The organism is Streptomyces curacoi (assembly GCF_001513975.1).
In the GTDB taxonomy this organism is placed as follows: domain Bacteria; phylum Actinomycetota; class Actinomycetes; order Streptomycetales; family Streptomycetaceae; genus Streptomyces; species Streptomyces curacoi.
The window spans coordinates 436672-462672 of the sequence record NZ_KQ947989.1; the positions used below are offsets into that span (position 1 = coordinate 436672).

Genomic DNA, 26001 nt, shown 5'->3' on the forward strand with positions numbered 1-26001 from the left:
TCACCCCGCCAGCCGGTGCAGCCGCAGCGCCATCTGGATCTCCAGGGCGCGGGCCGGGCTCTGCCAGTCGTCGCCGAGGAGGCGGCCCACGCGTTCCAGGCGCTGCGCGACCGTGTTCACATGGACGTGCAGGTCGTCCTTGGTGCGCGCCGGGCTCATCCCGCAGGCGAAGTACGCGTCGAGAGTGCGCACCAGGTCGGTGCCGCGCCGTTCGTCGTAGGCGACGACCGGGCCGATGGTGCGGCGGACGAAGCCGGCGATGTCCCGGTCCCCGGCCAGCAGCAGCCCGACGAACCCGAAGTCCTCGGCCGCGGCGCCGTCTCCGGAGCGGCCGAGCAGCCGCAGGGTGTCGAGGCAGCGCCGGCCCTCTTCGTAGGCGGCGGCCACGGTGTCCGGGTGGGCGGCCAGGTCATCGATCGGGGCGGAGGCACCGACGGTGACCGCCTCATGGACAGCCGTGCCGAGGTGCCGGGCGGTGCGGCGGGCCAGAGCGGTGGCCGTGTCTCCCGGGTCGAGGGGCAGGAGCAGCACGGTGCCGCCGTCGCGGGCGGCGGCCAGGCCGTGCCGGGTGGCGGCCAAGTGGGACGCGGCGGACCACAACCGTCTGCGGGCGGCCGCCTCCTGGTCGGCGTCGGCCGCTGCGGCGTCGAGACGGGCGGCGAGGACGACATGGGTGGCGTCCAGGTCGGCGTCCAGTCGCGACGCGCGCTCACGCAGCAGCCGTGGATCGCGGTCGCGGGCGTCGAGCAGGTCGTCCAACAGCTCGCCTCGGACACGTTGTTCGGCTTCGGCGGCGGAGCGCCGGGCGAGGAGCAGCAGGGAGGTGACCATCGCGGCCCGTTCCAGGGTGCGCTGGTCGACGGGGTCGAGGCCCGGGTGACCGCGCAGCACGAGTGCGCCGAGCAGTTCGCCGCCCGCGGCCACCGCGGCGATCCAGTCGTGGTCGTGGCGTACCGCGTGTCCTTCGGCGCGGGAGGCTTCCAGGGCCTTGGCCGGCGCGGCGGCGGCCTCCGCGAACTCGACGGTGCCGTCGAGGACTTCGGAGACCGCGGCGGCCACATCGTGCACCCCGCCGCCGCGTAGCACGAGCTCGGCGAGCCGGTCGTGCACATCGGAGGCCCGTTCGATGACTCCGCTGCGGTCCCGGATGATCTCGTTGGCGCGCTCCAGGTCGGCGAGGGCGGAGCGGGTCTCGGTGAGCAGGTTCGCGGTGTCGATGGCTGCCGCGGCGAGGGCGGCGAAGGAGCCGAGCAGCGCGATCTGCTCCCGCTCGAAGACCCGGGCGCGCCGGTCCGCCGCGAACAGGACCCCGATCACATGGTGTCCCAGCATCAGGGGCACCCCGAGGATGGCGACCAGCCCCTCGTCGCGCACGCCGGCGTCGATGGCGAGGGTGTGCTGGAAGCGGTCGTCCTTGAAGTAGTCGTCGGTGACATAGGGGCGCGCGGTCTGCGCGACCAGACCGCCGAGGCCCTCGCCCATGCCGAGGCGCAGCTGCTGGAAGCGGGCGGCGACCGAGCCCTCGGTCACCCGCATATAGGTGTCGCCCCGGACCGGGTCGTTCAGGCTGAGGTAGGCCACGTCCGTGCCGAGCAGCGACCGGGCGCGCTGCACGATCGCCTGCAGTACGGCGTCCAGGTCCCTGAGCCCGGCCAGGTCGTGGGCCGTCTCGAAGAGGGCCGAGAGCTCTGCCTCGCGCCTGCGCCGTCCTTCCAGCTCGGAGCGCACCCGCAGCGCGAGGAGCTTGGCCTGTTCGAGGGCGCGGATCCGCTCGGCCGGTCTGCCCTCGGCGCGGGCGAGCAGCACCGGCTGCTCGTAGGCGTCGGCGGACGCGCCCCGGGCCAGCAGCTCGAGGAACGGCGTCTCGGCGCTGCTCGGGGGCGCTCCGGCACCGGTGGCGGAACGCTCGGCGGGCTGCACGTGATCGCGAGGCATGCCCACAGGATTGCTCATCTCACCGCCGACCCGTCAGCCCTGTGGACAACTCGGAGACTCCGTCGGCACGGAGCGATCAGTGCGCGGTCCAGCCGCCGTCGAGGACCAACGACGTGCCGGTGACGAAGGACGCCTGCGGGCTGCACAGGTACGCCACGGCCTCGGCGACCTCCTCCGGTTCGATGAGCCGCTTGACCGCGCTGTCCTGCAGCAACACCTCGGCCAGCACCCGCTCCTCGGGAATGCCGTGTGCCCGGGCCTGGTCGGCGAGTTGCTTCTCCACCAGTGGGGTGCGCACATAGGCGGGGTTCACACAGTTCGAGGTGACGCCATGGGGTGCGCCCTCCAGGGCGGCGGTCTTCGAGAGTCCCTCCAGACCGTGTTTGGCGGCCACATAGGCCGACTTGAAAGCAGAGGCGCGCAGTCCATGGACCGAGGACACATTGACGATCCGCCCCCAGCCCTGGCCGTACATATGGGGCAGGGCGCCGCGGATGAGCCGGAAGGGCGCCTCCAGCATCACGGTGAGCACCGTGTGGAAGACGTCGGGCGGGAACTCCTCAAGGGGCCGTACCAGTTGCAGGCCGGCGTTGTTGACGAGGATGTCGGTGCCGGCGGCGGCGAGTTCGGCGGCGTCCAGGTCGGTGAGGTCGAGGACGTGCGGTTCGACGGTGCCCGCGAGGCCCCGGGCCCGCTCGGCGAGCGCCTCCAGGCCCGCGGCGTCCCGGTCGACCGCTCTGACCTTGGTTCCCGACGCCGCGAGCCGTAGCGCACAGGCGCGGCCGATGCCGCCGGCGGCGCCGGTGACGAGGGCGGTGCGGCCACCGAGGTCGAGCGAGGAGGACAAGGACGAGCCTTGATCCGGCTCCGGGAGGATGCTGGGCGGGGTCATGGTTCGACCCTAGGCAGCACCGCCGCCAGGCCACATATGGCCGCAGCCCATATTTCAGTCTGAACTCATGGGTTCGAACCACGTGGGTTCATCGGACAGTGCCTGTTTGATCCGGAACAGCTGACGTTCGTCCATGGCGGGCAGTGCGTCGACCTCGAACCAGCCGACCTGCAGGGACTCGTCGTCGTTCACGCGTGCCTCGCCGCCGACGGCCCGGCAGCGGAAGGTGACGTCCATGTACTGGCACATGTCGCCGTTGGGATAGGTGACCTCGTTGCCGGACCTGACGAGGACGACCCGCTCGGCGACGCACCGGACGCCTGTCTCCTCGTACACCTCCCGGACGGCGGCGGCCGCGGGTTGCTCGCCGGGGTCGGGGATGCCGTTGATCACCGTCCACTTGCGGTTGTCCGCGCGCTGCCCCAACAGGACTCGCCCCTCGTCGTCGAAGACGACGGCGCTGACCCCGGGAAGCCACAGCAGTTGGTGACCGGCGGAGGCCCGGATCGTGCGAATGAAGTCAGGAGTAGGCATGGCCCCGACCCTAACGGGCCGCAGGCGGCGCCCCCGGCGGGTTCCGGGGGCGTGCGAGGGAGTTCCGGGGGCGTGCGAGGGACGTACGGCTACGCGTGCCAGGGACGTACGGCTACGCCTCGGTGGCGCGTCGCCCGCGGATCCCGGCACCGATCGCCCAGCCGAGACCACCCGCGGCGACCAGCACCAGCGCGATCTCCGGCAGGATGCCGAGGCGCGTGGCGGGCGTCTCGGTGGAGCGCAGCGGCACCTTCTGCACCAGCGAGTCGGCCACGAACATGCCCGTCGTCTGCGTGATCGTCCCGTCGGGCATGATGATCGCGCTGACCCCGCTGGTCACCGGGACGGTCACGGTCCGGCTGTGCTCGACCGCGCGGACGCGGGACATCGCGAGCTGCTGGTAGGTCATCTCACTGCGGTCGAAGGTCGCGTTGTTGCTCGGTACGGAGATCATCTGGGCGCCGTCGGTGACCTCGGAGCGCACGGCCCAGTCGAAGGCCGCCTCGTAGCACGTGACGAGGCCGACCTTGGCGCCGTCCATGTCGAACACGCCCGGCTCGCTGCCCCGGCTGAAGTCCTTGCGGACCATCGACGTCCAGTTCTCGTTGATCGCCCCGACGAGCGAGCGCAACGGCAGGTACTCGCCGAAGGGCTGGATCTGCCGCTTGTCGTACGTGTCGACGGGCCCCTTGACCGGATCCCACAGGATCTGTTCGTTGAGCAGCTTGCCGTCCTTCTCCACGACGCCGCCGACGGAGATGGGCACGCCGATCGCCTTGGCGGCCGCGTCGATGACGGCGCGGGCGTCGGCGTTGGCGAAGGGGTCGATGTCGGAGGAGTTCTCGGGCCACAGCACGAAGTCGGGCTGCGCGACCTTGCCCGTCTTGACCTCGGCGGCCAGGCGCTCGGTCTCGCGCGCGTGGTAGTCCAGTACGGCCCGCCGCTGGGCGTTGAAGTCCAGTCCGGCGCGCGGCACATTGCCCTGGACGACGGCGACGGTCGCGGTGCCGTTCTCCGCCTTGTCGCTGACCAGCGGGCGTGCGGCCACGGCGCCGACCACCGGCACGGCCACGCTCAGCAGGGCGACGGCCGCCGCGGAGCGCCGTACGGCCCGGGTGCGCCGCATCCGCACGGCGAGGCGTACGGCCTCGTAGAGACCGAAGCCGCACAGCACGACCGCGAAGCCGAGCACCGGCGTGCCGCCCACCGCGGCGAGCGGCAGGAAGACGCCGTCGGCCTGACCGAACGCGATCTTGCCCCAGGGGAAGCCGTGGAACGGCGCACGCGCGCGTGCCGCCTCCCCGGCGATCCACAGCCCGGCCGCCCAGACCGGCCAGGCCGGCAGCCTCGACACCACGGCGACACCCGCGCCGACCAGCGCGACGAAGATCGCCTCGATCGCGGCCAGCGCGATCCAGGGGCCGGGACCGACCTCCACTCCGGTCCACACCAGCAGCGGCAGCAGGAAGCCGAGGCCGAAGAGATAGCCGAGACCGAGGCCCGCCTTCCAGCTGCGCCCGCGCAGCACCCAGCCGAAGACGGCGAAGGCCGGCAGGGCCAGCCACCACAGGGTGCGCGGCGGGAAGCTGACGTAGAGCAGCACTCCGGAGAGCGCCGCGGCGAGGGCCGGAACCAGGCGCACGAGCCGTGCCGCACGCGAGGTGGGCGCAGTCTGGGGCGGCAGCTGGTCCGACTCGTCCACGGAAGTTGCGGTGACGGTCACTCCGGGAGTGTACGGCGGTTGACCTGCGCGCCGACAGCGCGGTCCGGGGCGGCGGGGGGCCGGGCGGGCGCTGTGCCTCGCGATGCCACCGGAAGGTCGGCCGATCTCCGGGCGCTGACGTGATGCATCCTCCGGGCTCTGATGTGGTGCACATTCCCGGCTCTGATGTGGTGCATCCTCCGGGCGCCGATGTGGCGCATCGTTCCTGCACGACACGTCCACAAACCGCCCATCAGCCGTTACGGTATGCCGGAGCCTCAGTCGTACCGGCAGGTCAGGTCCGGATGGCCGAGGCCCGTCACAGGTCGGGGGACCGGTTTCGGGGGGCGGGGTGGGTGTCACGTGGATGACGTCTGCGGCAGGTCCGGGTGCGGACGGCGACAGACGAAACGTTTCTGACGCGGCGGGCGTGGTGGTCTTGGGGGCCTGCGCCGCCTGGTCGCTGATCTCGGCCGCGGTGCACGACGGCCGCCCCGAGGGTGTTCTGCTCGCGATCCTCGCCGTGGCCGCCGGTTATGCCGCGGGACGGATCAGCGGGGCGTTGCTGCCGGTCGCCGCGCCCTGCGCCGGAGCGCTGGCCGGAGTGAGCCTGACGCTGACCGTTCCGCACCTGTCCCCCGGGCCCCAGATCGTCACCCCGCTGGGACACGCCGGGGCCACCGCCGCCGTACTGACCCTCTCCGCGGGTGCCGCGTGCTGCGCCGCCTGGGCCGCCTCGGCACCGGCCCTGCGGCTGTGCCTGCGCGTACTGGCCGCCGGTATCGCGTTGACCGCGGCAGCTCTCGGCTCGACCGTCGGATTCGTCACCTGTACGGCCGTCGTGCTGTGCTCGCTCGCCGCCGGCCACATCCGCCGGCGCGGCCTGGTGATCGCGGGACTGGCCCTGACCGCGACCTCGGTAACCGGCCTGATCTGGGCCGTCGCCGGGAACGCGGTGCCCGGCGGGCTCACCGCCTGGCTGGAGGACCGGCTGACCCGGCACCGGCTCCAGCTGTGGCACGACGCCCTGCACCTGGCCCGTGAGGATCTCGCCCTGGGCATGGGGCCGGGACGTTTCGGAGAGCTCAGCACGACGTCGGCCGGGACGCTGCTGTCCGACGGCAAGCCGCACTCGGCGCCCCTGCAGCAGGCGGCGGAACAGGGAGTCGTGGGCGTGCTGCTGCTGGCCGCGGCCTTCTGCTGGATGCTGTTCGCGCTGTGGCGTACCGCGCGCCCCACCCCGGTCGCGCTCACCGCGGGCGCGGCCCTGACGGCCGTGGCGGCGATCGCCGCGGTCGGCAACGCGCTCAGCTTCACCATGGTGTCGGTGGGCGCGGGCCTGCTGGCGGGGCTGGCCACGGCACGCCCGATCGCGGGCGAGTCGTCGGGGCGCGAGATCGGCGTACGCGCGCGTGGCGACCGGTTGACCCCGTGACCCGGATGTGCGGCGCTAGGATGCGCAGACGCGGACGGCCCTGAAGGCGCGCCCTCGCCGTGACGGCTCAGTGCGCCGTGCCGGGTGTCCGCGTCCGCAGCCGGTCCCTGATGACCTGTACGGCCGCCTCCGCGTCGTCCACGGTGATCGTGAACGTATGGCCGTCCCACAGCCGGAGCACCAGGCCCTCACCACGTCGTACGACGACCGCGGTGCCCTTCTCGGGCCGCCACCGGTAGCCCCAGCCGCCCCAGTGGCGGGGAGTGACGTGCGGGACGAAGTCGGCGCCCACGACCTCGGACAGGGGGATCCGGCGGCGCGGCACACCGAGGTGGCCGCAGCGCACTTCGAGGCACTCCTGATCGACTCTGAGGGCGACGTGCACGAACGCCAGAGTGCCGAAGAGGACCAGCAGCCCGGCCGCGATACAGCCGACGACGGCCATGACGAGCGGGGCGATGCCGTCCGTCCACGGCGAGTCGACGGCCAGCTCGACCCCGAGCGCCATGCAGGCGGCTCCGACGAGCGCCAGCAGCCACTGGACCCGGTTGGTCGCCCGCCCGGTCCACACATCGGGGTGCGGCTTCCTGCCCTGGGGGTGGTCCCTCATGCCTATGAGGTTACTCAGGTTCCGCTGCGCCGGTACCGCGCTGCGGAGGGTGACTGGGCCGACCGGGCCAGGACGGACCGAGGGCGTCCGGTTCGCGGCCCCCGGTCAGCGCGCGGGGCTGATCGCCTGCAGGAGGCGGCCTTCCTCGTAGGCGAGGGCGGGCTCGGGAAGCGTGCCCTCGCGGCCGCTCAGCAGCACCGTCAGGGTGCCGTCGGCCGCGGCCGCGGGGGCGGGCTGCTCGCCCAGTCGGCGCAGTGCCTGCGCGGCGACCGCTCCGGCGGAGCCGTGCAGGACGAGCGGCGGGAAGCCGGGGCGCTGTACGGCGGCGCGGATCCGCTCCGCGACGAGCTCGTAGTGCGTGCAGCCGAGGACGACGGTCGTCACGTCCTTGGGGGTCAGCGCGGCGGCCGCGGCGACTGCGGCCTCGATCGCCGTCTCGTCCGCGCGCTCGACCGCCTCGGCCAGGCCGAAGCACGGTACTTCGGTGACGGCCACGCCGTCGGCGAAGTCTTTTATGAGGCCCCGCTGGTAGGGGCTGCCGGTGGTGGCGGGCGTGGCCCAGATCGCGACGGGGCCGCCGCCGGCCGCGGCCGGCTTGATCGCCGGAACCGTGCCGATGACCGGAATGCCGGGCTCCAGGCGGGTGCGCAGAGCGGCCAGCGCATGCACGCTCGCGGTGTTGCAGCCGATGATCAGAGCGTCCGGTCGGTGCGCGGCGGCGGCGTCCGCGACCGCCACGGCACGCCGCGTGAGGTCCTCGGGGGTCCTCGGACCCCAGGGCATGCCGTCGGGGTCGAGGGAGAGTACGAGATCTGCGTCGGGTCGCAGTCGCCGTACCGCGGCGGTGGCCGCGAGCAAGCCGATTCCGGAGTCCATCAGCGCGATCTTCACCCGGCCACGATAGACGATGGGCCTGTGCGGGCCGGTCCGGTGGGGCAGACTGCGCGGGTGAGCGCCATCGCGTGGACCGCCGCCGGATCACTCGCCGCCTGGCTGTGGCTGCTGCTGGGCCAGGGCTTCTTCTGGCGCACGGACGTCAGGCTCCCCGAGCGCACGGAACCGGCCGAGTGGCCGTCCGTCTGTGTCGTCGTACCGGCTCGCGACGAGGCCGCGGTGCTTCCCGCGAGCCTGCCGTCGCTGCTCGCCCAGGACTATCCGGGGCGCGCGGAGGTCTTCCTGATCGACGACGGAAGTACGGACGGCACCGGGGAGCTGGCGCGCGAGCTCGCACGGCGGCAGGGCGGGCTGCCGCTGACCGTGGACTCCCCCGGCGAACCGCCGACCGGCTGGACCGGCAAGCTCTGGGCCGTGCGGCACGGCATCGGCCTGGCACGCGCGCGTGCCCCCGAGTACCTGCTGCTGACGGATGCCGACATCGCCCACGCGCCCGACAGCCTGCGGGGGCTGGTGGCGGCGGCGCGCACCGGGGGCTTCGACATCGTTTCGCAGATGGCCCGGCTGCGGGTGGCGAGCCGGTGGGAGCGGCTGGTCGTGCCGGCCTTCGTGTACTTCTTCGCACAGCTGTACCCGTTCCGCCGGATCGGCAGGAAGGGGGCGCGTACGGCGGCCGCGGCGGGCGGCTGCGTCCTGCTGCGCGCCGAGGCCGCCGAGCGGGCGCGGATTCCGGACGCCATCCGGCACGCCGTCATCGACGACGTGGCGCTGGCGCGGGCCGTCAAGGGCAGCGGTGGCCACATCTGGCTGGGGCTGGCCGAGCGGGTGGAGAGCGTGCGCCCGTATCCGCGGCTGCGTGACCTGTGGCGGATGGTCTCGCGCAGCGCGTACGCACAGTTGCGGCACAACCCGCTGCTGCTGGCCGGCACGGTCGCGGGGCTCGCGCTGGTGTACCTGGTGCCGCCGGTGGCCGTGGTCGCGGGACTGGTCGGCGGGGATACGGTGACGGCGGTCGTCGGCGGTCTCGCGTGGCTGGTGATGACGGGGACGTACGTGCCGATGCTCCGCTACTACCGCCAGTCGCTGTGGCTCGCTCCCCTGCTGCCGTTCACCGCGTTCCTCTATCTCCTCATGACGGTCGATTCCGCGGTGCAGCACTACCGGGGGCGCGGCGCGGCCTGGAAGGGCCGCACCTACTCACGGCCGGAGGCCGTGCCCGACGAGGGGTGACTACTTGCGGCCGGGCGTCCAGTTCATGCCCCATCCGTAGGCGTGGTCGACCGTGCGCTGCGGGCTCACACCGCGCTCCGGGATCAGATAGCGGGCCTCGCGCTGGACGATCAGATCGCTGCCGGTGTTGGTGATCAGGGCGAGCGCGCACACCGTCGAGGGGACCGTGCACTCGTCGAGCGAGAAGTCGATCGGGGCGCCGTGCTGCGGCGTGAGCGTGACCGTGGCGTGCAGCTCGGCGAAGGAACGCGCCCCTTCGTAGATGGTCACGAAGATCAGGACGCGCCGGAAGTCCCGCTGGTGGTCGAGATTGATGGTGAGGTTCTCGCCGCCGGCCAGGGCGCCGGTGCGGTCGTCGCCGTCGAGGTGGATGTACGGGGGTTGGTGCAGGGCGCCGAAGGCGTTGCCGAGGGACTGGATGACTCCCTTACTGCCGTCGGTCAGCTCGTACAGGGCGCACAGATCGAGGTCGAGGTCGTTGTGCAGGGCCATCGTGCGGCCCAGCTTGCTCGCCCAGCCCGAGAACTGTTTGCGCATCTCCCAGTTGAGGTTCACGCGCATGGCGCCCGACGTGCCGCCCTGCTTGGTCAGCGAGACGGAGGGGGCCGCCTTGGTGAGTGTCACCTTGCTGAGGCTGAGCGGCGGCGCCTGGGGCGCGGGCGGGGCAGTCGACGGCATCGCGGGCGGCGGCATGGTCACCGGGGGTGCCACGGGCGGGGGCGGGGTCGTCGGCGCGCCGAGGGCCGGAGCGGGTGCCGCGCCGGGGGCCGGAGCGGGTGCCGCTTGCCGGGGTTCGTCGACCGTGATGCCGTAGTCGGTGGCCAGGCCCTCAAGGCCGCTGCTGTAGCCCTGGCCGACGGCACGGAACTTCCAGGCGCCCTGGCGGCGATAGAACTCACCGAGCAGGAAAGCGGTTTCGACGGTGGCGCCGGCGCTGTCGAAACGGGCGACGACGGCGCCCTGGGCGGCGTCCTTGACCTCGATGTACAGGTCCGGCACCTGGCCGAAGGCACCGCCGTCGGCGGAGGCGGCGAGAATGACGGTCTCGATGGCGGGCTCCACGCGCGCGAGGTCGACCAGCAGGCTGTCGGTCACCCGGCCGCCGGCCTCCCGCTTGCCCTCGTGCCGGACGGCGCCGGAGGAGTGCGCGGGCTGGTTGTAGAAGACGAAGTCGCCGTCGGAACGGACCTTTCCGCCGACCAGCAGCAGCGCCGAGGCGTCCGCGTCGGGCACGCCCGGCCCGGAACGCCAGCCCAGTTCGACCCGCAGTGCCGTCGTAGGCACCGGAACATTCGATCCTTTCGGCATTGACATGTCCGCCCCCATCACGGGTCAGCGCGCCAGGCATGTCCCGGCAGCTCATCTGGTTCTTTACCCGGCCAACCTATTCCCCGCGAGAGCCAACTCCGATGAGGGGCGCAGGAACACCGCTGTCCAACCGCCGGTAACCCGCCCGGAACTCGGCCTTTACATGATTCGAACGCAGCTCAGCGCCCCTTTTTGCCAAGTTTCGCTCGCATTGGGGATCCACCGTCACTGCTGGCACATAAAACAACCCTCTTATCGGTCTCCCCAACCAGCACATCGTGGGCTTAACTTATGTGCCATGACCTCCCCCCGCTCCACCTATGGCGGCGGCTACTACTCCGCCTCCTTCCCGGACACCCCGATCTACGACTCGCTCGTCGCCGAGCGGGGTACCCCGCAGATCGCCCCGATCCGGGTCCCCGCCGCGTACGACACGCCGGGCGGCAACCTGCCCGCGCTGCCCTCGGCGCTGCCGGCCCTCCCGGCAGCCCCGTCCCAGCCCTCCTACGGCTACCCGCAGGCACCGCAGCCCTCCCCGCTGCAACAGGCGCCCGCGGCCTACATCCCGCAGCAGGCGGCCTCGCCGCGTGGCTATCCGGGACCGCAGGCGCAGCAGCCTCGTCCGGTGGCGCCCGGCGGCACGGGCTACGAGGCCATGCGCCCCGCGGCTCCCCGCCCCGCAGCGGCTCCTTACCAGGATCCGTACAACAACCAGCAGTACCGCGGCTACTGACCCGTTCCCCGGGCTGTCGGCGCCGCCTGGCACGATGGCCCCATGGGGCACGCGCAGCTGCAGTCGATTCACGTTCATCCGGTCAAGGCGTTCCGGGGCACAGCGCCCCGGGAAGCCGTCGTGGAGCCCTGGGGGCTGGCCGGAGACCGCCGCTGGGCGCTGATCGACCACGGGGGAAAGGTCGTGACGCAGCGCCAGCACCCGCGCCTCGCCCTGGCCGCCGCCGAGCTCCTGCCCGGCGGCGGCCTCCGGCTGTCCGCGCCCGGCATGGACCCGCTGACCGTGCCCGTGCCCCGCGCGGTCGGCACGGTGCCGGTGGAGATCTTCCGCGACAAGGTCGAGGCGGTCCTCGCCGAGGACGCCGCCGCGCACGCCTGGTGCGGCACCTATCTCGGCATCGACGTGCGCCTCGTGCACATGGACGACCCCGCCACGCGCCGGCCCGTCGACCCGGAGTACGCCCTGCCGGGCGAGACGGTCGGCTTCGCCGACGGCTATCCGCTGCTGCTCACCACGGCAGCCTCTCTCGACGCCCTCAACGACCTGATCGCGGCGGGCGATCACGCCGACGAGGGCCCGCTGCCCATGAACCGCTTCCGGCCCAACGTGGTGGTGTCGGGCACCGCGGCCTGGGCCGAGGACGACTGGTCGCGCATCGCCATCGGCGAGGTCACCTTCCGCGTCCCCAAGACGTGCGGGCGGTGCGTGGTGACCACGACGGACCAGGGCACCGCCGAGCGCGGCAGGGAACCCCTGCACACCCTGGGCAGGCACCGACGCCTGGACGGCAAGCTGGTGTTCGGCCAGAACCTGGTGCCCCTGACCACCGGCACGATCCGGGTCGGTGACCCGGTCCGGATCCTCGGCCAGAAAGTTGCCGCCTAGCGACGTCGGGCGGGAACCCGGGCCCGGGGCGCGCTCGTTGGGCTTTTCATGAGAAGTTCATGAGAGGCCCCGGGCGCAGGTGACTTCGCTCTCTCTTCGACCGGGCGCGCGGGTGAACGGCTCTGTGCGGGGTTATCACGGAGCGCGAAGGGGGTGACGGGACGATGCGGGCGATCAGCGGACTCTGGCGCTGGCGGCACAATCCGCTGTGCCGTACGACCGATCTGGTCGAGGCCTGGCTCGCTCTCGTGGCCCTGCTGCTGATCCTGCTCGTCACACCCTTGGCCGGCTGTCTGGTCGGCGGCCTCGCCCAGGACGCCCTGCAGCAGTCCGTCCGCGAACAGCGCGCGTCCCGGCACATCGTGACGGCAACCGTGGTCCGCGAGATGGACGGCTCCGCGCTGGACACCGACCCCGAGACCTCCACCGGTCGGGACGTGCGCACCCGGGTCCTGGCCTACTGGACCGCACCCGACGGCAGCGAGCACCGGACGCCCGTCATGGCGAGCCTCGACAGCCCTCAGCCCGGCGACCGCTTCACCATATGGACCGACCGTCACGGCCGCACAGTGGCACGCCCCCTCGACTCCGCGACGGCGGGGACGCACGCCGTGCTCGCCGGCCTCGGCGCGGCCCTCATAGCCGCCGGCCTCATCGAGGGCGGCAGACGGCTGGTCCTCTGGCGCATGGCCCGTCGCCGATACGCGCGTTGGGACCAGGCCTGGGACAAAGCGGGTCCCGACTGGGGCCGGACCGGCACCGGCAGCTGACGGCCTTCCGGCTCTGGTCAACCCACCGTCCGCGCGCACGCTACGGTGGACCGGCCGAACTCTTCGGCAGCACAACCCGCGTACTACGAGGTGGGGGCACATCAACGCCATGGCACAGGGCACGGTCCAGGTGACGCACACCGGCACATCGCGGTGGCGGCGCCGCACAGGTGAGTACGCATCGCTCGCCGCCGCCCTGGAGGCCGCGGCCGACGGTGACGTCCTCACCGTCGCGCCCGGCACCTACCGGGAGAACCTCGTCGTCCAGCGGGCGGTGACCCTGCGCGGCCCCGAGGGCTCCCCCGGCTCGGTACGCATCGCGCCCGTGGACGGCGTGCCGCTGACCGTGCGTGCCTCGGCGGTGGTGCAGGACCTCTATGTGGAGGGCCAGGACGCGGCGGCGCCCGCGCTGCTCGTCGAGGAGGGCACGCCGGAGCTGGCGGACATCCGGGTCGTGACGCGGTCCGCGGCCGGGATCGAGGTGCGCGGCGGCGCGCGGCCCACCGTGCGGCGCTGCACCGTCGACAATCCCGCGGGCATCGGCATCGCCGTACTCGACGGCGGGGGCGGGGTGTTCGAGGAGTGCGAGGTCGTCGCGGCCGGCCAGGCGGGCATCACGGTTCGCGGCGGCGCCCATCCCCGGCTGGAGCGCTGCCGGATCCACCACACCTCGGGCTCGGGGCTGACGGCGACGGGTGAGAACTCCGCGCTGGAGGCGGTGGGTTGTGAGATCTACGAGGTGCGGGGTTCCGGCGTGCAGGTCACCGGCCGGGCCACCGCCCACCTCACCGACTGCGATGTGCACCGCACCACCGCCGACGGCGTCACGCTCGACACGGACGCGGTGCTCACCCTGGCCGACTGCCGTATCCACGACATCCCGGAGAACGCGGTCGACCTGCGTTCCCGCTCGGTCCTCACCCTGACCCGCACCACGGTGCGACAGTTCGGGCGCAACGGCCTGTCCGTGTGGGACCCGGGCACGCGCGTGGACGCCAACCAGTGCGAGATCTTCGACAGCACGGGCGACTACCCGGCCGTCTGGGTCAGCGACGGCGCCACCGCCGTGCTGGACTCCTGCCGGGTGCACGACGTGCCGGACGCCCTGTTCGTCCTCGACCGCGGCTCCCGCGCGGACGTCGTCGACAGCGACCTGTCCCAGGTGCGCAACACCGCGGTGTCCGTGAGCGACGGCGCCACCGCGCAGCTCGACGACTGCCGTATCCGGGACGCGGCGACGGGCGCCTGGTTCCGTGACCACGGCAGCGGCGGCACCCTCAACAACTGCACGCTGGACGGCACCCAGACCGGCGTGATCGTCACCAAGGGCGCCGACCCGACCATCGAGCGCTGCACGGTCGAGTCCCCCGCGGAGGCCGGGTTCTACGTGTCGGCGGGCGGCCGCGGCACCTTCCTGAACTGCCGGGTGAGGGGCAGCTCCGGCTATGGCTTCCATGTGATCGACGGCTGCCGTACGACGCTGAAGAAGTGCCGTACGGAGCGGTGCGCGCGCGGCGGTTACGAGTTCGCGGACGGCGGCCCGGACGCGGCCTCCGGGGTCGGCCCCGACGTGGAGGACTGCACCAGCGACGAGAGCGCGGGCCTCAGGCAGCCGGCCCCGGCGCCGGAGCCCGCCGTGCAGACCGTGCGCCAGTCACCCGGCCTTCTGGGCGCGATCCCCGGCCAGCGCACCACCGAGCAGGAGCCGCTCCTCGCCGCCGCGGAGCCCGAGAAGCCGACCCGGACCTCCAAGGCCGTCCTCGGTGAACTGGACGCGCTGGTGGGCCTGGAGAGCGTCAAGCGGGAGGTGCGCGCCCTCACCGACATGATCGAGGTGGGACGGCGGCGCCAGCAGGCGGGCCTGAAGGCGGCGTCGGTCAAACGCCACCTGGTCTTCACCGGCTCCCCCGGCACCGGCAAGACGACGGTCGCCCGCCTGTACGGCGAGATCCTCGCCTCCCTCGGCGTGCTGGAGAAGGGCCACCTGGTCGAGGTGTCCCGGGTCGACCTGGTCGGTGAGCACATCGGCTCCACCGCGATCCGCACGCAGGAGGCCTTCGACAGGGCGCGTGGCGGTGTGCTGTTCATCGACGAGGCGTACGCGCTGTCGCCGGAGGACTCGGGCCGGGACTTCGGCAAGGAGGCCATCGACACGCTGGTGAAGCTGATGGAGGACCACCGGGACGCGGTCGTGGTGATCGTCGCGGGCTACACCGCCGAGATGGAGCGCTTCCTTTCGGTCAACCCGGGTGTGGCCTCCCGCTTCTCACGGACCATCACCTTCAGCGACTACGGCCCGGACGAACTGCTGCGGATCGTGGAGCAGCAGGCCGAGGAGCACGAGTACCGGCTCGGCCCGGGCCTCGCCGAGGCCCTGCTGAAGTACTTCACGGCGATCCCCAAGGGCCCGGCCTTCGGCAACGGCCGCACGGCACGCCAGACCTTCGAGGCGATGGTCGAACGGCACGCGGGCCGGGTCGCCCAGCTCGACGAGCCGAGCACCGACGACCTGACGTTGCTGTACGCGGAGGACCTGCCGGAGCTGCCCTGAGGCCGCCTGCCGGTCCCGGAGGACCGGCAGGGGTGCGGGCCCCGGGACGTCCAGGACCGGCAGCTCAGCTCTCGACCGCGGGCTGCGGCCGCGGCGCCGGTATCCCCGGCCGCAACCGGACCAGCAGCCTCTCCCGCTCCTCCGCGAACGCCGGGTCCGCCTGGTAGTCGGAATGGCCGAGGATCGGGGCGGGCAGGGGGTGCTCGGGGGTCCGGCCGTATGCCAGCGGGTCCTTGAGCGCCTCGCGGTCCACCGCGGGGCCGCAGTCGCCGGGCAGGCGGACCGGGCCGCCGATGGGGTCGGTGAGCCGGTACAGATTGCGCCAGCAGTCGAGCTCCGCGTGCAGGGAGGCGAGTGCGGCCGGGCCGAAGTGGGCCGGGAACCAGCGGCCGTAGAGGCGTTCCAGCGGGGAGCCGTAGGTGAGGAGCGCGACCCGCTTGCGGTCGGCGGGCGTCAGCTGCCAGGTCGCGGCGGCGGCGAGCACACTGCCCTGGGAGTGCCCGGAGATGACGAGGCGGCGGCCGTCCTCGGCGCGCGTCCAGGTCGCCATCCGCCAGGTCAGGTCGGGCACCGCCCGCTCGGCGTAGCAGGGCGGCGCGAACGGGTGCGCCGCCCGCGGCCAGAAGGTGCCGACGTCCCACAGGATGCCGATGGTGCGCCGCGCGGAGGCGTCCTTGTAGGCGCGCCTGCCCCAGGTGACGAAGAGTATGAAGCCGACGCCGATCAGCCAGGAGCCCAGTGCCTGCGCGGTCTCAGCGGCGCCGTGGACGAAGCCGTACGTCCCGTCGGCGGCCTTGCTCGGTGTCTCGTCGGTCGCCAGGGCGCCGGCCAGGGCTCCGGCGCCCAGCAGCAGGGTCGCGGTGGAGGTGACGGCGACGAGGAGCGGGGCGCGGTCGGTGAGCGTGGCCATCGCGCGCGTGCTCGCGATACGGCGGGTGCGTGCCGGGTCCCGGGGCTCGCCGGCGTAGTCGAGCCCCACCCTGCCCAGCTCGGCGCGGCGCAACCGCCAGGCCCGCCATGCCAGCCAGCCGCAGAGCAGCAGCAGGAGGACCAGCAGCGGCGGGATGACGGACGCCTGCCAGGTCAGCAGGACCGGCGGGCCGTCGATGGAGGTGCCCGTGCCGTCCAGCCAGTCGGCGACCCGTTGGGACACCCCGCCGGACATCACGCCGCCGAGTGCGCAGGCCAGCATCGCCACGGCAGGTCCGCCCAGGCCGCGCAGCACGGCGCGCGGGTCGGGGTCGGTGCGGTGGAGGAGGTGGGCGACGACGGCGAGGACGATGACGAGCAGTCCCTGCAGGAAGGCGATGGCGCCGAAGGTGGGGTCGCCGGGGAGGCGGCCCGCCGACTGCCAGCCCGGCCGCTCCCACCCGGCGTACACCAGGGCGAGCGCCAGCAGGACGAGGGCGGCGAGCGGCAGGCGTCGTACGAGATGCTCGTCGAGTTCCTGGTCGAGGCGGTTCTCGCTGCGGCCCCGGCGGCAGACCACCCATACCACGAAGGCCGCCCCGGCGACGATCGACGCTTCCAGGAGCCAGCCCAGTGTGTCGAGCAGCGCGGGGCCGCCGGGCCGGCGGTCGAAGCGTGCCGCCGCCGAGCCGACCGCCGCGGCGACCGTCAGCAGGCCGGCGGTGGTGTGCGCGGCGCGCAGCCGGGCGACCAGGCGACGGCCGTACCAGAAGCCGGGGCGGCCCAGGGATGTGCCGCCGGACTCCTCGTCGGGCTCGGGCTCACGGGACATCGGCTGCTGGGACTCGTACGCGCTCCAGGTGCGGCGGGAGAGGTACCAGAGCAGGCCGGTCAGCGCGGTGGGCACCATGGCCGCGAGGGCCAGCCTGCGGCCGGGGTGGCTCCACCAGCCGCCGTCCGAGACCGCGGGTGACAGGAAGCCCAGCCAGCTGTGCCGCTCGGCGCACGCGCGCTCGCCCGCGCACTGCCAGGCCGCGAGGTCCAGGGCGACCTCGCAGGCGGCCGCGACGAGCAGCACCGTCAGGGTCAGTCCCGCGAGCCGCACGAGCAGGCCGTACAGCCGCACCGTGCGCTCGCGGTCGTGGGCGGTGGGGCGCATCCAGTGGGCGAGGTTGACCACCATGAACGGCAGTAACAGCAGCCACAGGGCTCGTGCGCTGTTCCCCGAGGTCAGGTTGCACCAGACGTACGCCTCGGGCACCGGTCCGTCCCGGTGGTCGTCCGGTCTGTCCTCCGCGTCGGCGTCCTCGGCGCGCCGGAAGACGGCGGCGGTCTCGTCGCCGGTGATCCGCACGGTCCGCGGATCGTTGAGCATGTCCTGCGGTGTGGTGCCGCCGACGCCGTGGACCAGCAGTTCCAGGGCGGTTCCGGCGCCCTCGGTCTCCTGGACGGGACCGTCGGGCCCGTCCGTCGTGGTGTCCACCCCGATCATCGCGGCACGTTCCTGCGCACGTTCCACTGTTCGCACTTCCCCCGTGACGAGCCGTTGGCATCTGTCCGTGCGAGCACAAGGATCTCCCCGAAAGGGGGCTCCGCACACCTCTCGTCACGGAATCTCCCCGATCCGCGTGAAGAACCGGGAAGGAAAGATGCGGAAGTGACATGCGCGCGTCGGGACGGCCAGTGGCGCCACCGGTACCGACCCGTGCGAGGATGGGACGTCCCACGCACCCGGAGGGGCGAGAATGTGCTCGTCGGAGCAGGTGCGCAGGGCGTGTCGGACGGCTTGAGGCGAAAGGACCGGAGCGTACGTGAGCGAGAATCAGAACCTCCTCGCGGAGCAGCGGCGCGCCCTGATCCTGGACGAGGTACGGCGCCGAGGCGGGGTGCGCGTCAACGAGCTGACCCGCAAGCTCGGCGTGTCGGACATGACCGTGCGCCGTGATCTCGACGCGCTCGCCCGCCAGGGCGTGCTGGAGAAGGTGCACGGCGGCGCGGTCCCGGTGGTGGAGGCGAGCACCCACGAGCCCGGCTTCGAGGCCAAGTCGGGCCTGGAGCTGACGGCCAAGGAGGACATCGCGCGGGCCGCGGCCGAGCTGGTCGCGCCGGGCAGCGCGATCGCGCTGTCGGGCGGCACGACGACTTACGCGCTGGCGCACCAGCTGGTCGACGTGCCCGATCTGACGGTGGTCACCAACTCGGTGCGGGTGGCCGACGTCTTCCACGCGGCCCAGCGCACCTCCGGGCCCCGGCAGGGCGCGGCCACGGTCGTGCTGACCGGCGGGGTCCGCACCCCGTCCGACTCGCTGGTGGGTCCGGTGGCCGACCAGGCGATCGCGGCGCTCCACTTCGACGTGCTGTTCCTCGGTGTGCACGGGATATCGGTCGAGGCCGGCCTGTCCACGCCGAACCTCGCGGAGGCCGAGACCAACCGGCGGCTGGTGCAGTCGGCGCGCCGGGTCGTGGTGGTCGCCGACCACACCAAGTGGGGTGTGGTGGGGCTGAGTTCGTTCGCGGCGCTGGAGCAGGTCGACACGCTGGTGACGGACGCCGGTCTCGACACCGAGGCCCGCTCGGAGATCGCGGAGCATCTGCGGCGGCTGGTGGTGGCGGGCGAGGTGGACGAGGACGCCGACGTCTGACGGTCCAGACAGCCGACGTCTGACGGTGCAGACATCTGACGAGGCGCCAGCTATGGTGACGCTGCCCGGTGCAGGGTCGGCATAGGGGGTTTCGTCCATGGCTCACCTGCTGCGTGAGGTGGGGCTCGACTTCGTCGGGACCGCGCCGGTACGGCATGTCTTCGCGCGGGACGTCACCGCTCCCCCGGAGCCGGTCTTCCACGCGCTCGCCGAGGACGTGCCGGGCTGGACGGAGTGGTTCAGGGCGGTGACGCTGGCCCGGCCGCTCGACGACGGAGCCCGGCGAGAGGTCCGGCTCAAGGGCGGCACGCGCTTCGAGGAGACGATCCTCGCGGCGAAGAGCCCCGAGCTGTACGCCTACCGCGTCGACGTCACCAACGCACCGGGCGCGCGGGCCCTGGTCGAGGAGTGGCGGCTCACCCCGGCCGGGACTGGCACGCGGGTGCAGTGGACGTTCGCGGCGGACGGCACGGCACCGTTCCGGTTCGCCGTCGGCCTCGCGCGGGCCGGTCTCGGCCGGGCGTTCCGGGACGCGGTGACCGCGCTGGACCGGCGGCTGGCGTCCGCGGCGGCCTAGGGTCTGTCTGACAATTCCCGGCGGCCCCGCAGGTCACTCGGGCCAGACGCCCGTCGCCAGCAGTTGCTCGATCGCCGCCGAGTACGGCGCGATGTCCAGTCCCTGCTGGGCCAGCCAGGCGTCCGAGTAGTACTTGTCGAGGTACCGGTCCCCCGGGTCGCACAGCAGCGTCACCACGCTCCCCTGCCGTCCCTCCGCCACCATCTCGGCGACGATCTTCAGCGCGCTCCACAGCCCGGTGCCCGTGGAGCCGCCCGCCTTGCGCCCGATGGCCTGCTCCAGCGCCCGTACGGCGGCGACGCTCGCCGCGTCCGGCACCTTCATCATCCGGTCGATGGCACCGGGCACGAAGCTCGGCTCCATGCGGGGCCGGCCGATGCCCTCGATGCGGGAGCCGCAGTCGCAGGTGACGTCCGGATCGCCGGTGGTCCAGCCCTCGAAGAAGCAGGAGTTCTCCGGGTCGGCCACGCAGATGCGGGTGTCGTGCTGCAGGTAGTGGACGTACCGGGCGATGGTCGCGGAGGTGCCGCCGGTGCCGGCGGTGGCGACGATCCACGCGGGCTCCGGGAACCGCTCCAGCCTGAGCTGGCGGAAGATGGACTCGGCGATGTTGTTGTTGCCGCGCCAGTCCGTGGCCCGTTCGGCGTAGGTGAACTGGTCCATGTAGTGGCCGCCGGTCTCCACCGCGAGTCGGGCGGACTCCTCGTACATCTTGCGGGAGTCGTCCACGAAGTGGCACTGCCCGCCATGGAACTCGATCAGACGGCACTTCTCGGCGCTCGTCGTGCGCGGCATGACCGCGATGAAGGGCACGCCGATCAGCTTCGCGAAGTACGCCTCCGAGACGGCCGTCGAGCCGCTGGACGCCTCGATCACCGGGCGGCCCGGCCGGATCCAGCCATTGCACAGGCCGTAGAGGAACAGCGAGCGGGCGAGCCGGTGCTTGAGGCTGCCGGTGGGGTGGGTCGACTCGTCCTTCAGGTAGAGGTCGATGCCCCACTGCTCCGGCAGGGGGAAGCGCAGCAGGTGCGTGTCGGCCGAGCGGTTGGCGTCGGCCTGGACCTTGCGCACGGCTTCTTTCAGCCAGGCGCGGTAGCCGACGTCGCTGTGGTCGACGTCGAGCGTCACGCCGGGCGTCTGCTGGACGGTACTCACGCGCTGCTCCTCATGCTTGGCGGCAACGGCGACTCGCGCGGCCGTCGCTTCGATCATAAGCACCTTGCGCACGCTTCTCACCTGCATAAACACATCTTTGGGCGCCTCAAAGGAACCCCTGGACCAGTGGCGTCACTCACGCCCTGGGGGCGCATTCACGCGAGTGCTCCGAGCGCCCCCGGCCCAGCGCGACGTGCGCACTGGTGCTCGGCGCGGGACGCGGGCAGACTGCACCCGGACGGGACGGCGATCCCGAACGGGGGCACACTGGATCACGACCAGGGCCGGCCACACCCAGAACGAGCCGGCACACCGAGGCGCACAAGGGGGCGGGACATGGCCGAGCCGGAGTTCACGGCCAGGGGCGTGCGGATCGGGAAGCGGCTGCGCTCGCTGACCCGGGCCGGGCAGGTGCGGATCAGCGACGGCAGGCTGCAGTTGCTCACCAGCTACGGCAGCGAGATCGACAGCGCGCCGGTGCAGGCGGTGCGGGCCTCCAAGCCCTGGTTCGCCCCGGACGACCGGGCACTTGCGGACCTCAACGGCAAGCGGTACTCGCTGACCCTGGGCGATCACGACCCCGCTCCGGGGGAACCGGGCCCTCCCGCGGCACGCCGCTTCATCGAGGCCGTACGGAAGGCCGCGGGGCGGAACGGGTAAATCACCGCGAGTCGCGGCGTTTCATGAGTTGCGGTGTTGCACCTCCTGCGTCACTCTGGTCTCACGTCACTCTGGGTTTACCGGCGATAACGCTGCGAACCAGCCCGCCGGCCACGACAGCAGGCGGCCGTTTCCTTCAAGCACCCTGCTGGATCCGTACTCCGTGTTCTTCCGGACCTCTTCAGTCGGGGAGTCGCAGCCGTGATCAGTTACCCAAGCAGGCACTGCACGGTGGAGCTCCAAGCCCTGCCGTCGCGGATCGGCCAGGTCCGCAGAATCGTATCGGCGCAGTTGCGCTACTGGCACCTGGACGCCCTGATAGACCGCGCCGCGCTCGGTGTGACCGAGCTGTTGACCAACGTCCACCAGCACGCCCAGCCGGACAAGATGTGCACCGTCGAGATCGAGCTGCTGCTCGACCGGCTCATGGTGTCGGTGCGCGACCACGACCCGCGGCTGCCGGTCGTGGCCGACGTCAACGACCCCGACGCGCTCGCCACCTGTGGGCGCGGGCTCGCGATGGTGGCCGCCGTCAGCGAGAGCTGGGGTGTGCGGCCGGACGGGGACTGCGGCAAGGTGGTGTGGTTCACGCTGCCGACGCCTGCCTCGACCCGGGTGGCGGCCGGGCGCCCGCCGCGCCGTAGGGCCGTGGCCGTGGACAAACCGGTGCGCAGCTTCGTGGACGTCCGGCCCAGGGTGGACCTGCGCAGGCCGGAACACTCTCCCGCCCGGTCGGCCGTTGTCGGCTGACCGGGCGGTGAGGGGTTGACGGGTGGGTGGGGGCGCCGTTGGGCTTCGGGTGCCGTTTCCCGTGAAGGTCACTCGGTGGCTATCGCCCGCAGTACGTCCAGGCGGGCCGCGCGGCTTGCCGGGCGCAGGCCCGCCAGGGCTCCGGCCGTGAGGCCGACCAGGGCCACCAGCGCGAGTTGCAGGGGCGGCAGCGCGAAGGCGAAGGCGCTGTCGCTCGTGCTGTCGGAGGCCTTCACCAGCACCCAGCCGAGGAAGGCGCCGAGGGCCAGGCCGCCGGCCGTGCCGAAGGCGGCCACCAGGACCGACTCCCAGCGGACCATCGCGCGCAGCTGGGCGCGGGTCTGTCCCACGGCTCGCAGCAGGCCCAGTTCGCGGGTGCGCTCGTGGACCGCCAGGGTGAGGGTGTTGGCGATGCCGAGGAGCGCTATGAGTACCGCGAGGGCGAGCAGTGCGTAGACGAGCGTGAGCATCATGTCGATGCCGCCGGCCGAGGACTGCGCGTATTCGTCGCGGGTCTGGACGTCCGGGTTGCCGTACCGGGCTGCGGTCTTCTCCACCGCCGCCTTGCCCTCATCCGTGCCGACGCCGTCCTTGAAGGAGACGGCGAGGAGGGTGTCGGCGTCCTGGGTGCGGTGCGGGGCCCAGGCCTCGCGGGTGATGATGTAGTCGCCGGCGAGTTCCGAGCGGCCGTAGACCGCGCGGACCGTGAAGGTCTGCTGCTCGCCGTCGGTGAAGGTGAGGCGGGCCTGGTCACCGGTCGCCAGGTTCTGTCGGTCGGCTTCTTTGCGGGTGAGGGCGATGCCGTCGGTGCCGAGGCCGCGCAGGGAACCCTTGATCTCGCCGAGGTCGAAGGTGCGCTCCAGGGCCACCGGGTCGGTGACCGTCAGGGCCCGTCCCCTGCCGTCGACTTCGGCGACCCCGCGGCCGAGTCCGACGGCCGTGTCGACCTCGGGCAGCCGCTGGACGGCGTCGGCGAGGCGGGGGCTCAGTCCGCTGCCGCCCGCGCCGAACGACGGTGTGCTCACGGCGACGTCGCCGGCGAAGGAGCGGGAGACGGTCTGGTCCATGGTCGCCTTCAGCGAGGCGCCGAACACCGTGAACAGCGACACGACGGCCACGCCGATCATCAGGGCGCTCGCGGTGGCGGCCGTCCGCTTCGGGCTGCGCAGGGCGTTGCGCCGGGCGAGTGCGCCGGTGACGCCGCGCAGCCGGTCGAGGGGGCCGCCGAGGATCCTCACGGCCGTCGTGGAGGCAACCGGGCCGAGGACCACGAAGGAGGCCAGGGCGAGGACGGCGCCGAAGCCCGCCAGCCAGACGGACGGGGAGACCAGCACGCCGGTGAGGGTCACGCCGATGGCGAGGGCGCCGAGGCCGAGGCCGGTGACGGCACGGGCGCGGGAGGCGCCGGAGGTGTCGACGGCCGTCTCGCGCAGGGCGGCCAGCGGTGCGGTGCGGCCGACGCGTACGGCGGGGAGCAGCGCGGAGCCGAGGCAGACCAGGATGCCGACCGCGAGGGGCAGCGTCATGGAGAGTGCGCTGATCACCAGGTCGCCTTCGGGGAAGGGGAATCCGATGGCCGGGAAGAGCGCCTGGAGGCCTGCCGCGATGCCCGTGCCGCCCGCGAGACCGGCCGCCGACGCGGTGACGGCCACGGCGGTCGCCTCGGCGAGGGTCGCCGCGGTGACCTGGCGGCGGGAGGCACCGAGGGCGCGCAACAGGGCGTTCTCGCGGGTGCGCTGGGCCACGACGATCGCGAAGGTGTTGTGGATGGAGAAGGTCGCGACCAGCAGGGCCACGCCGGAGAAGACCAGGAGGAAGGTGGTGAACAGGGTCAGGAACTGGCTGGAGATCATCTCGGTGTTCTCCCGCGCCGACTCCTGGCCGGTGATGGCCTCGACTCCCTCGGGGAGGACGGGCGTCAGTCTGTCGACGAGCTCCTGCTGGCTGACGCCGGGGCCCGCGCGCACCTGGATGCCGGCCGCCTCTCCCGGCTCGGCCGTGAGGTACTTCTCGGCGTCGGCTCGGGTCATGCCGGTGAAGGTCACCTGCGCCATGCCGTCCTCGCCGCCGAAGGTCGCGAGGCCGACGATGGTGACCTTGAGCGGGTCGGGGGTGCGCAGGGTGGTGGTGTCGCCGATCTTCAGGGCGCCGCGCTCGGCCGTGCCTCGGTTGACGACGACCTCGCCGGACCTCTCCGGGGCGCGGCCCTCGGCCAGTCGGTAGGGGTTGAGGTCCGGGTCGGTGATCCAGTTGCCGGCCAGAGTGGGCGGGCCCTGGCCGCCGATGGGGTCGCCGTCCTTGCCGACGAGCTGGCCGGCGCCCTGGATGTCGGGCGCGGCGGCGGCCACACCGGGGACCCGCTCGATGGTGCTCACCAGGTCCGTGTCGACCGGTTCGCGTACACCCTCGCTCTCGCCGGGCGTGGTGATGGCGTCGGCGCTGCGGACGACGGCGTCCGTGCCGCTGGTCGCGTTGCCGAACATCGTGTCGAAGCTCGCGCGCAGCGTGTCGCCCATGACCAGGGTGCCGGCCAGGAAGGCGACGCCGAGGAAGACCGCGAGGAACGTACCGGCGAAGCGGCGCTTGTGGGCGCGCAGTGAGGACACGCTCAGACGGACCGTGGTGTTCCTGGTGTTCCTGGCGCTCCTGCTCCTGGTGTTCCTGGCGTTCCTGCTCCTGGTGTTCCTGGCGTTCATGAGGGCACCTCGAAGGCTTTCATGCGGTCCAGGACCTTGTCGGCGGTCGGGGCGGTCATACGGTCGACCAGGCGCCCGTCCGCGAGGAAGACGACCTCGTCGGCGTGGGCGGCGGCCATGGGGTCGTGGGTGACCATGACGACCGTGCGGGACGTCTGGCGCACCGCGCGGCCGAGGAGGCCGAGCACCTCCTCGCCGGAACGGGAGTCGAGGTTGCCGGTCGGCTCGTCGGCGAAGACGACGTCCGGCTGCCCCGCGAACGCCCTTGCCACGGCGACGCGTTGCTGCTGGCCGCCGGACAGCTCGGAGGGCCGGTGGTGGAGCCGGTCGCGCAGGCCCACGACGTCGATCAGCGCGGCGATCCACTCCGGGTCGCCCTCGGCGCCCGCCAGGTCCAGCGGGAGCCTGATGTTCTCGGCGACGGTCAGGGTCGGCACCAGGTTGAAGGCCTGGAACACGAAGCCGACGCGGTCGCGGCGCAGCAGGGTGAGGCGGCGGTCGTCGAGGGTGCTCAGGTCGGTGTCGCCGACGTGGGCGGCGCCCGAGGTGAGCGTGTCGAGACCGGCCGCGCAGTGCATCAGGGTGGACTTGCCGGAGCCGGAGGGCCCCATGATCGCGGTGAAGCGGCCGACCGGGAAGTCGACGCTCACCCCGTCCAGGGCCCGCACGCCGGTGTCGCCGGTGCCGTACACCTTCACGGCGTCGACGACCCGGGCGGCGGTCGTGGTCGTCATGCCGCGCCGCCCTTGCCCGTACGGCCGAACTGCTCGTCCAGGACGGACAGCCGGCGCCAGTACTCGTCCTCGTCGATCTCGCCGGAGGCGAAGCGGTGGCCGAGCACGGTGAGAGGTGAGTTGTCGTCGGCGGCGGGCCGCCGGGGGCCTCCGCGTCCGCGCCACACCGTGCGGCGCAGCAACGTGAGGCCGCCGATCAGGAGGGCCGCCCAGATCAGCGGGAAGAGGAGGATCCACGGTCCGGGGCTGCCGTCGGCGAAGTGGGCGAGGGTCTGCATCGCGAGTCATCTCCCGAGTCGGATTCTGCTGGGTCGTTCGGTGCTGTCTCGAGACTCGCGCCGGACAGGGGTCCGGGTCGTCGTACGGCCAGCGGCAGTTCGCGTACCTCGCGGGGAGTAG

22 protein-coding genes are annotated in these 26001 nt (G+C 72.6%); 10 read left to right on the top strand and 12 right to left on the bottom strand.

Annotated elements, in window-relative coordinates:
• The 4 genes from AQI70_RS22080 to lnt form a co-directional block, all read right to left on the bottom strand.
• Positions 1-1935 (bottom strand): helix-turn-helix domain-containing protein, encoded by a 1935-nt coding sequence (locus AQI70_RS22080; RefSeq protein ID WP_062153100.1) that lies wholly within the window; start codon positions 1933-1935, stop codon positions 1-3.
• Between the two features lie 76 nt (positions 1936-2011).
• Entirely contained in the window at positions 2012-2827 is an 816-nt protein-coding gene (locus tag AQI70_RS22085) for a 3-hydroxybutyrate dehydrogenase (RefSeq protein ID WP_062152735.1), read from the bottom strand.
• Between the two features lie 54 nt (positions 2828-2881).
• On the bottom strand, positions 2882-3361 hold the full coding sequence (locus AQI70_RS22090; protein WP_062152737.1) for an NUDIX hydrolase: 480 nt from the start codon (positions 3359-3361) through the stop codon (positions 2882-2884).
• Between the two features lie 112 nt (positions 3362-3473).
• Complete coding sequence (lnt, locus tag AQI70_RS22095) at positions 3474-5084, bottom strand: apolipoprotein N-acyltransferase (protein ID WP_062152739.1); 1611 nt, start codon at positions 5082-5084, stop codon at positions 3474-3476.
• Positions 5085-5430: 346 nt separating this feature from the next.
• Here lnt and AQI70_RS22100 point away from each other — a divergent pair, with 346 nt between their 5' ends.
• Complete coding sequence (locus tag AQI70_RS22100) at positions 5431-6498, top strand: O-antigen ligase family protein (protein WP_062153101.1); 1068 nt, start codon at positions 5431-5433, stop codon at positions 6496-6498.
• Between the two features lie 67 nt (positions 6499-6565).
• Here the strand turns inward: AQI70_RS22100 and AQI70_RS22105 are convergent, their stop codons facing one another.
• Both AQI70_RS22105 and AQI70_RS22110 read right to left on the bottom strand, forming a co-directional pair.
• Positions 6566-7108, bottom strand: a complete 543-nt coding sequence (locus AQI70_RS22105; RefSeq protein WP_062152741.1) for a hypothetical protein — start codon at positions 7106-7108, stop codon at positions 6566-6568.
• A 105-nt stretch (positions 7109-7213) separates the two neighbouring features.
• Positions 7214-7999: a glutamate racemase gene (locus AQI70_RS22110; protein ID WP_062152743.1), complete on the bottom strand. Its 786-nt coding sequence runs from the start codon at positions 7997-7999 to the stop codon at positions 7214-7216.
• Between the two features lie 57 nt (positions 8000-8056).
• Here AQI70_RS22110 and AQI70_RS22115 point away from each other — a divergent pair, with 57 nt between their 5' ends.
• Positions 8057-9232, top strand: coding sequence for a glycosyltransferase (locus AQI70_RS22115; RefSeq protein ID WP_063801611.1), 1176 nt, complete (start codon positions 8057-8059; stop codon positions 9230-9232).
• Here AQI70_RS22115 and AQI70_RS22120 read toward each other — a convergent pair whose 3' ends face one another.
• Complete coding sequence (locus AQI70_RS22120) at positions 9233-10540, bottom strand: TerD family protein (protein ID WP_062152745.1); 1308 nt, start codon at positions 10538-10540, stop codon at positions 9233-9235. It abuts the gene before it with no gap.
• Positions 10541-10838: 298 nt separating this feature from the next.
• Between AQI70_RS22120 and AQI70_RS22125 the strand changes: the two genes are divergently transcribed.
• From AQI70_RS22125 to AQI70_RS22140, 4 genes are all read left to right on the top strand, one after another.
• Positions 10839-11273 carry a DUF6643 family protein gene (locus AQI70_RS22125; protein ID WP_062152746.1) on the top strand — a complete coding sequence of 145 codons (435 nt, stop codon included), beginning with the start codon at positions 10839-10841 and terminating at the stop codon, positions 11271-11273.
• Positions 11274-11315: 42 nt separating this feature from the next.
• A complete protein-coding gene (locus tag AQI70_RS22130; protein WP_062152749.1) occupies positions 11316-12158 on the top strand; it encodes an MOSC domain-containing protein in 843 nt (280 codons plus the stop codon).
• 164 nt (positions 12159-12322) lie between these two features.
• Positions 12323-12928, top strand: a complete 606-nt coding sequence (locus AQI70_RS22135) for an Rv1733c family protein (RefSeq protein WP_062152751.1) — start codon at positions 12323-12325, stop codon at positions 12926-12928.
• 109 nt (positions 12929-13037) lie between these two features.
• A complete protein-coding gene (locus AQI70_RS22140; RefSeq protein ID WP_062152753.1) occupies positions 13038-15479 on the top strand; it encodes a right-handed parallel beta-helix repeat-containing protein in 2442 nt (813 codons plus the stop codon).
• Between the two features lie 64 nt (positions 15480-15543).
• On the opposite strand, the gene AQI70_RS22145 is transcribed toward AQI70_RS22140, so the two are convergent.
• Positions 15544-17907, bottom strand: a complete 2364-nt coding sequence (locus AQI70_RS22145; protein WP_063801612.1) for a hypothetical protein — start codon at positions 17905-17907, stop codon at positions 15544-15546.
• Positions 17908-18199: 292 nt separating this feature from the next.
• Between AQI70_RS22145 and AQI70_RS22150 the strand changes: the two genes are divergently transcribed.
• Positions 18200-19030 (top strand): DeoR/GlpR family DNA-binding transcription regulator, encoded by an 831-nt coding sequence (locus tag AQI70_RS22150; RefSeq protein ID WP_004003337.1) that lies wholly within the window; start codon positions 18200-18202, stop codon positions 19028-19030.
• Between the two features lie 97 nt (positions 19031-19127).
• Positions 19128-19607 (top strand): SRPBCC family protein, encoded by a 480-nt coding sequence (locus tag AQI70_RS22155; RefSeq protein WP_062152757.1) that lies wholly within the window; start codon positions 19128-19130, stop codon positions 19605-19607.
• 33 nt (positions 19608-19640) lie between these two features.
• Here AQI70_RS22155 and cds1 read toward each other — a convergent pair whose 3' ends face one another.
• The gene (cds1, locus tag AQI70_RS22160; protein WP_062153104.1) at positions 19641-20762 is read right to left on the bottom strand and encodes an L-cysteine desulfhydrase Cds1; all 1122 of its coding nucleotides are present in this window, start codon (positions 20760-20762) and stop codon (positions 19641-19643) included.
• Between the two features lie 336 nt (positions 20763-21098).
• Between cds1 and AQI70_RS22165 the strand changes: the two genes are divergently transcribed.
• Positions 21099-21422: a hypothetical protein gene (locus tag AQI70_RS22165; protein ID WP_062152759.1), complete on the top strand. Its 324-nt coding sequence runs from the start codon at positions 21099-21101 to the stop codon at positions 21420-21422.
• 201 nt (positions 21423-21623) lie between these two features.
• A complete protein-coding gene (locus tag AQI70_RS22170; protein WP_167358911.1) occupies positions 21624-22172 on the top strand; it encodes an ATP-binding protein in 549 nt (182 codons plus the stop codon).
• A gap of 68 nt (positions 22173-22240) precedes the next feature.
• Here AQI70_RS22170 and AQI70_RS22175 read toward each other — a convergent pair whose 3' ends face one another.
• The 3 genes from AQI70_RS22175 to AQI70_RS22185 are packed head-to-tail and all read right to left on the bottom strand — an operon-like array spanning position 22241 to position 25880.
• Positions 22241-24868 (bottom strand): ABC transporter permease, encoded by a 2628-nt coding sequence (locus tag AQI70_RS22175; RefSeq protein WP_079051425.1) that lies wholly within the window; start codon positions 24866-24868, stop codon positions 22241-22243.
• On the bottom strand, positions 24865-25602 hold the full coding sequence (locus AQI70_RS22180; RefSeq protein ID WP_062152763.1) for an ABC transporter ATP-binding protein: 738 nt from the start codon (positions 25600-25602) through the stop codon (positions 24865-24867). The genes AQI70_RS22175 and AQI70_RS22180 overlap by 4 nt, the downstream gene beginning before the upstream one ends.
• Positions 25599-25880 (bottom strand): SHOCT domain-containing protein, encoded by a 282-nt coding sequence (locus AQI70_RS22185; RefSeq protein WP_062152764.1) that lies wholly within the window; start codon positions 25878-25880, stop codon positions 25599-25601. The genes AQI70_RS22180 and AQI70_RS22185 overlap by 4 nt, the downstream gene beginning before the upstream one ends.
• Positions 25881-26001 lie beyond the last annotated feature (121 nt).

What these genes read in the sequence shown, in the direction of transcription:
- AQI70_RS22085 (WP_062152735.1), bottom strand. Translation starts at nt 2,827, where the DNA reads ATGACCCCGCCCAGCATCCTCCCGGAGCCGGATCAAGGCTCGTCCTTG.
- AQI70_RS22130 (WP_062152749.1), top strand. Translation starts at nt 11,316, where the DNA reads ATGGGGCACGCGCAGCTGCAGTCGATTCACGTTCATCCGGTCAAGGCG.
- AQI70_RS22120 (WP_062152745.1), bottom strand. Translation starts at nt 10,540, where the DNA reads ATGCCGAAAGGATCGAATGTTCCGGTGCCTACGACGGCACTGCGGGTC.
- AQI70_RS22175 (WP_079051425.1), bottom strand. Translation starts at nt 24,868, where the DNA reads ATGAACGCCAGGAACACCAGGAGCAGGAACGCCAGGAACACCAGGAGC.
- AQI70_RS22100 (WP_062153101.1), top strand. Translation starts at nt 5,431, where the DNA reads ATGACGTCTGCGGCAGGTCCGGGTGCGGACGGCGACAGACGAAACGTT.
- AQI70_RS22140 (WP_062152753.1), top strand. Translation starts at nt 13,038, where the DNA reads ATGGCACAGGGCACGGTCCAGGTGACGCACACCGGCACATCGCGGTGG.
- AQI70_RS22165 (WP_062152759.1), top strand. Translation starts at nt 21,099, where the DNA reads ATGGCCGAGCCGGAGTTCACGGCCAGGGGCGTGCGGATCGGGAAGCGG.
- AQI70_RS22185 (WP_062152764.1), bottom strand. Translation starts at nt 25,880, where the DNA reads ATGCAGACCCTCGCCCACTTCGCCGACGGCAGCCCCGGACCGTGGATC.
- AQI70_RS22135 (WP_062152751.1), top strand. Translation starts at nt 12,323, where the DNA reads ATGCGGGCGATCAGCGGACTCTGGCGCTGGCGGCACAATCCGCTGTGC.
- AQI70_RS22080 (WP_062153100.1), bottom strand. Translation starts at nt 1,935, where the DNA reads ATGCCTCGCGATCACGTGCAGCCCGCCGAGCGTTCCGCCACCGGTGCC.
- AQI70_RS22105 (WP_062152741.1), bottom strand. Translation starts at nt 7,108, where the DNA reads ATGAGGGACCACCCCCAGGGCAGGAAGCCGCACCCCGATGTGTGGACC.
- AQI70_RS22180 (WP_062152763.1), bottom strand. Translation starts at nt 25,602, where the DNA reads ATGACGACCACGACCGCCGCCCGGGTCGTCGACGCCGTGAAGGTGTAC.
- AQI70_RS22155 (WP_062152757.1), top strand. Translation starts at nt 19,128, where the DNA reads ATGGCTCACCTGCTGCGTGAGGTGGGGCTCGACTTCGTCGGGACCGCG.
- AQI70_RS22125 (WP_062152746.1), top strand. Translation starts at nt 10,839, where the DNA reads ATGACCTCCCCCCGCTCCACCTATGGCGGCGGCTACTACTCCGCCTCC.
- AQI70_RS22090 (WP_062152737.1), bottom strand. Translation starts at nt 3,361, where the DNA reads ATGCCTACTCCTGACTTCATTCGCACGATCCGGGCCTCCGCCGGTCAC.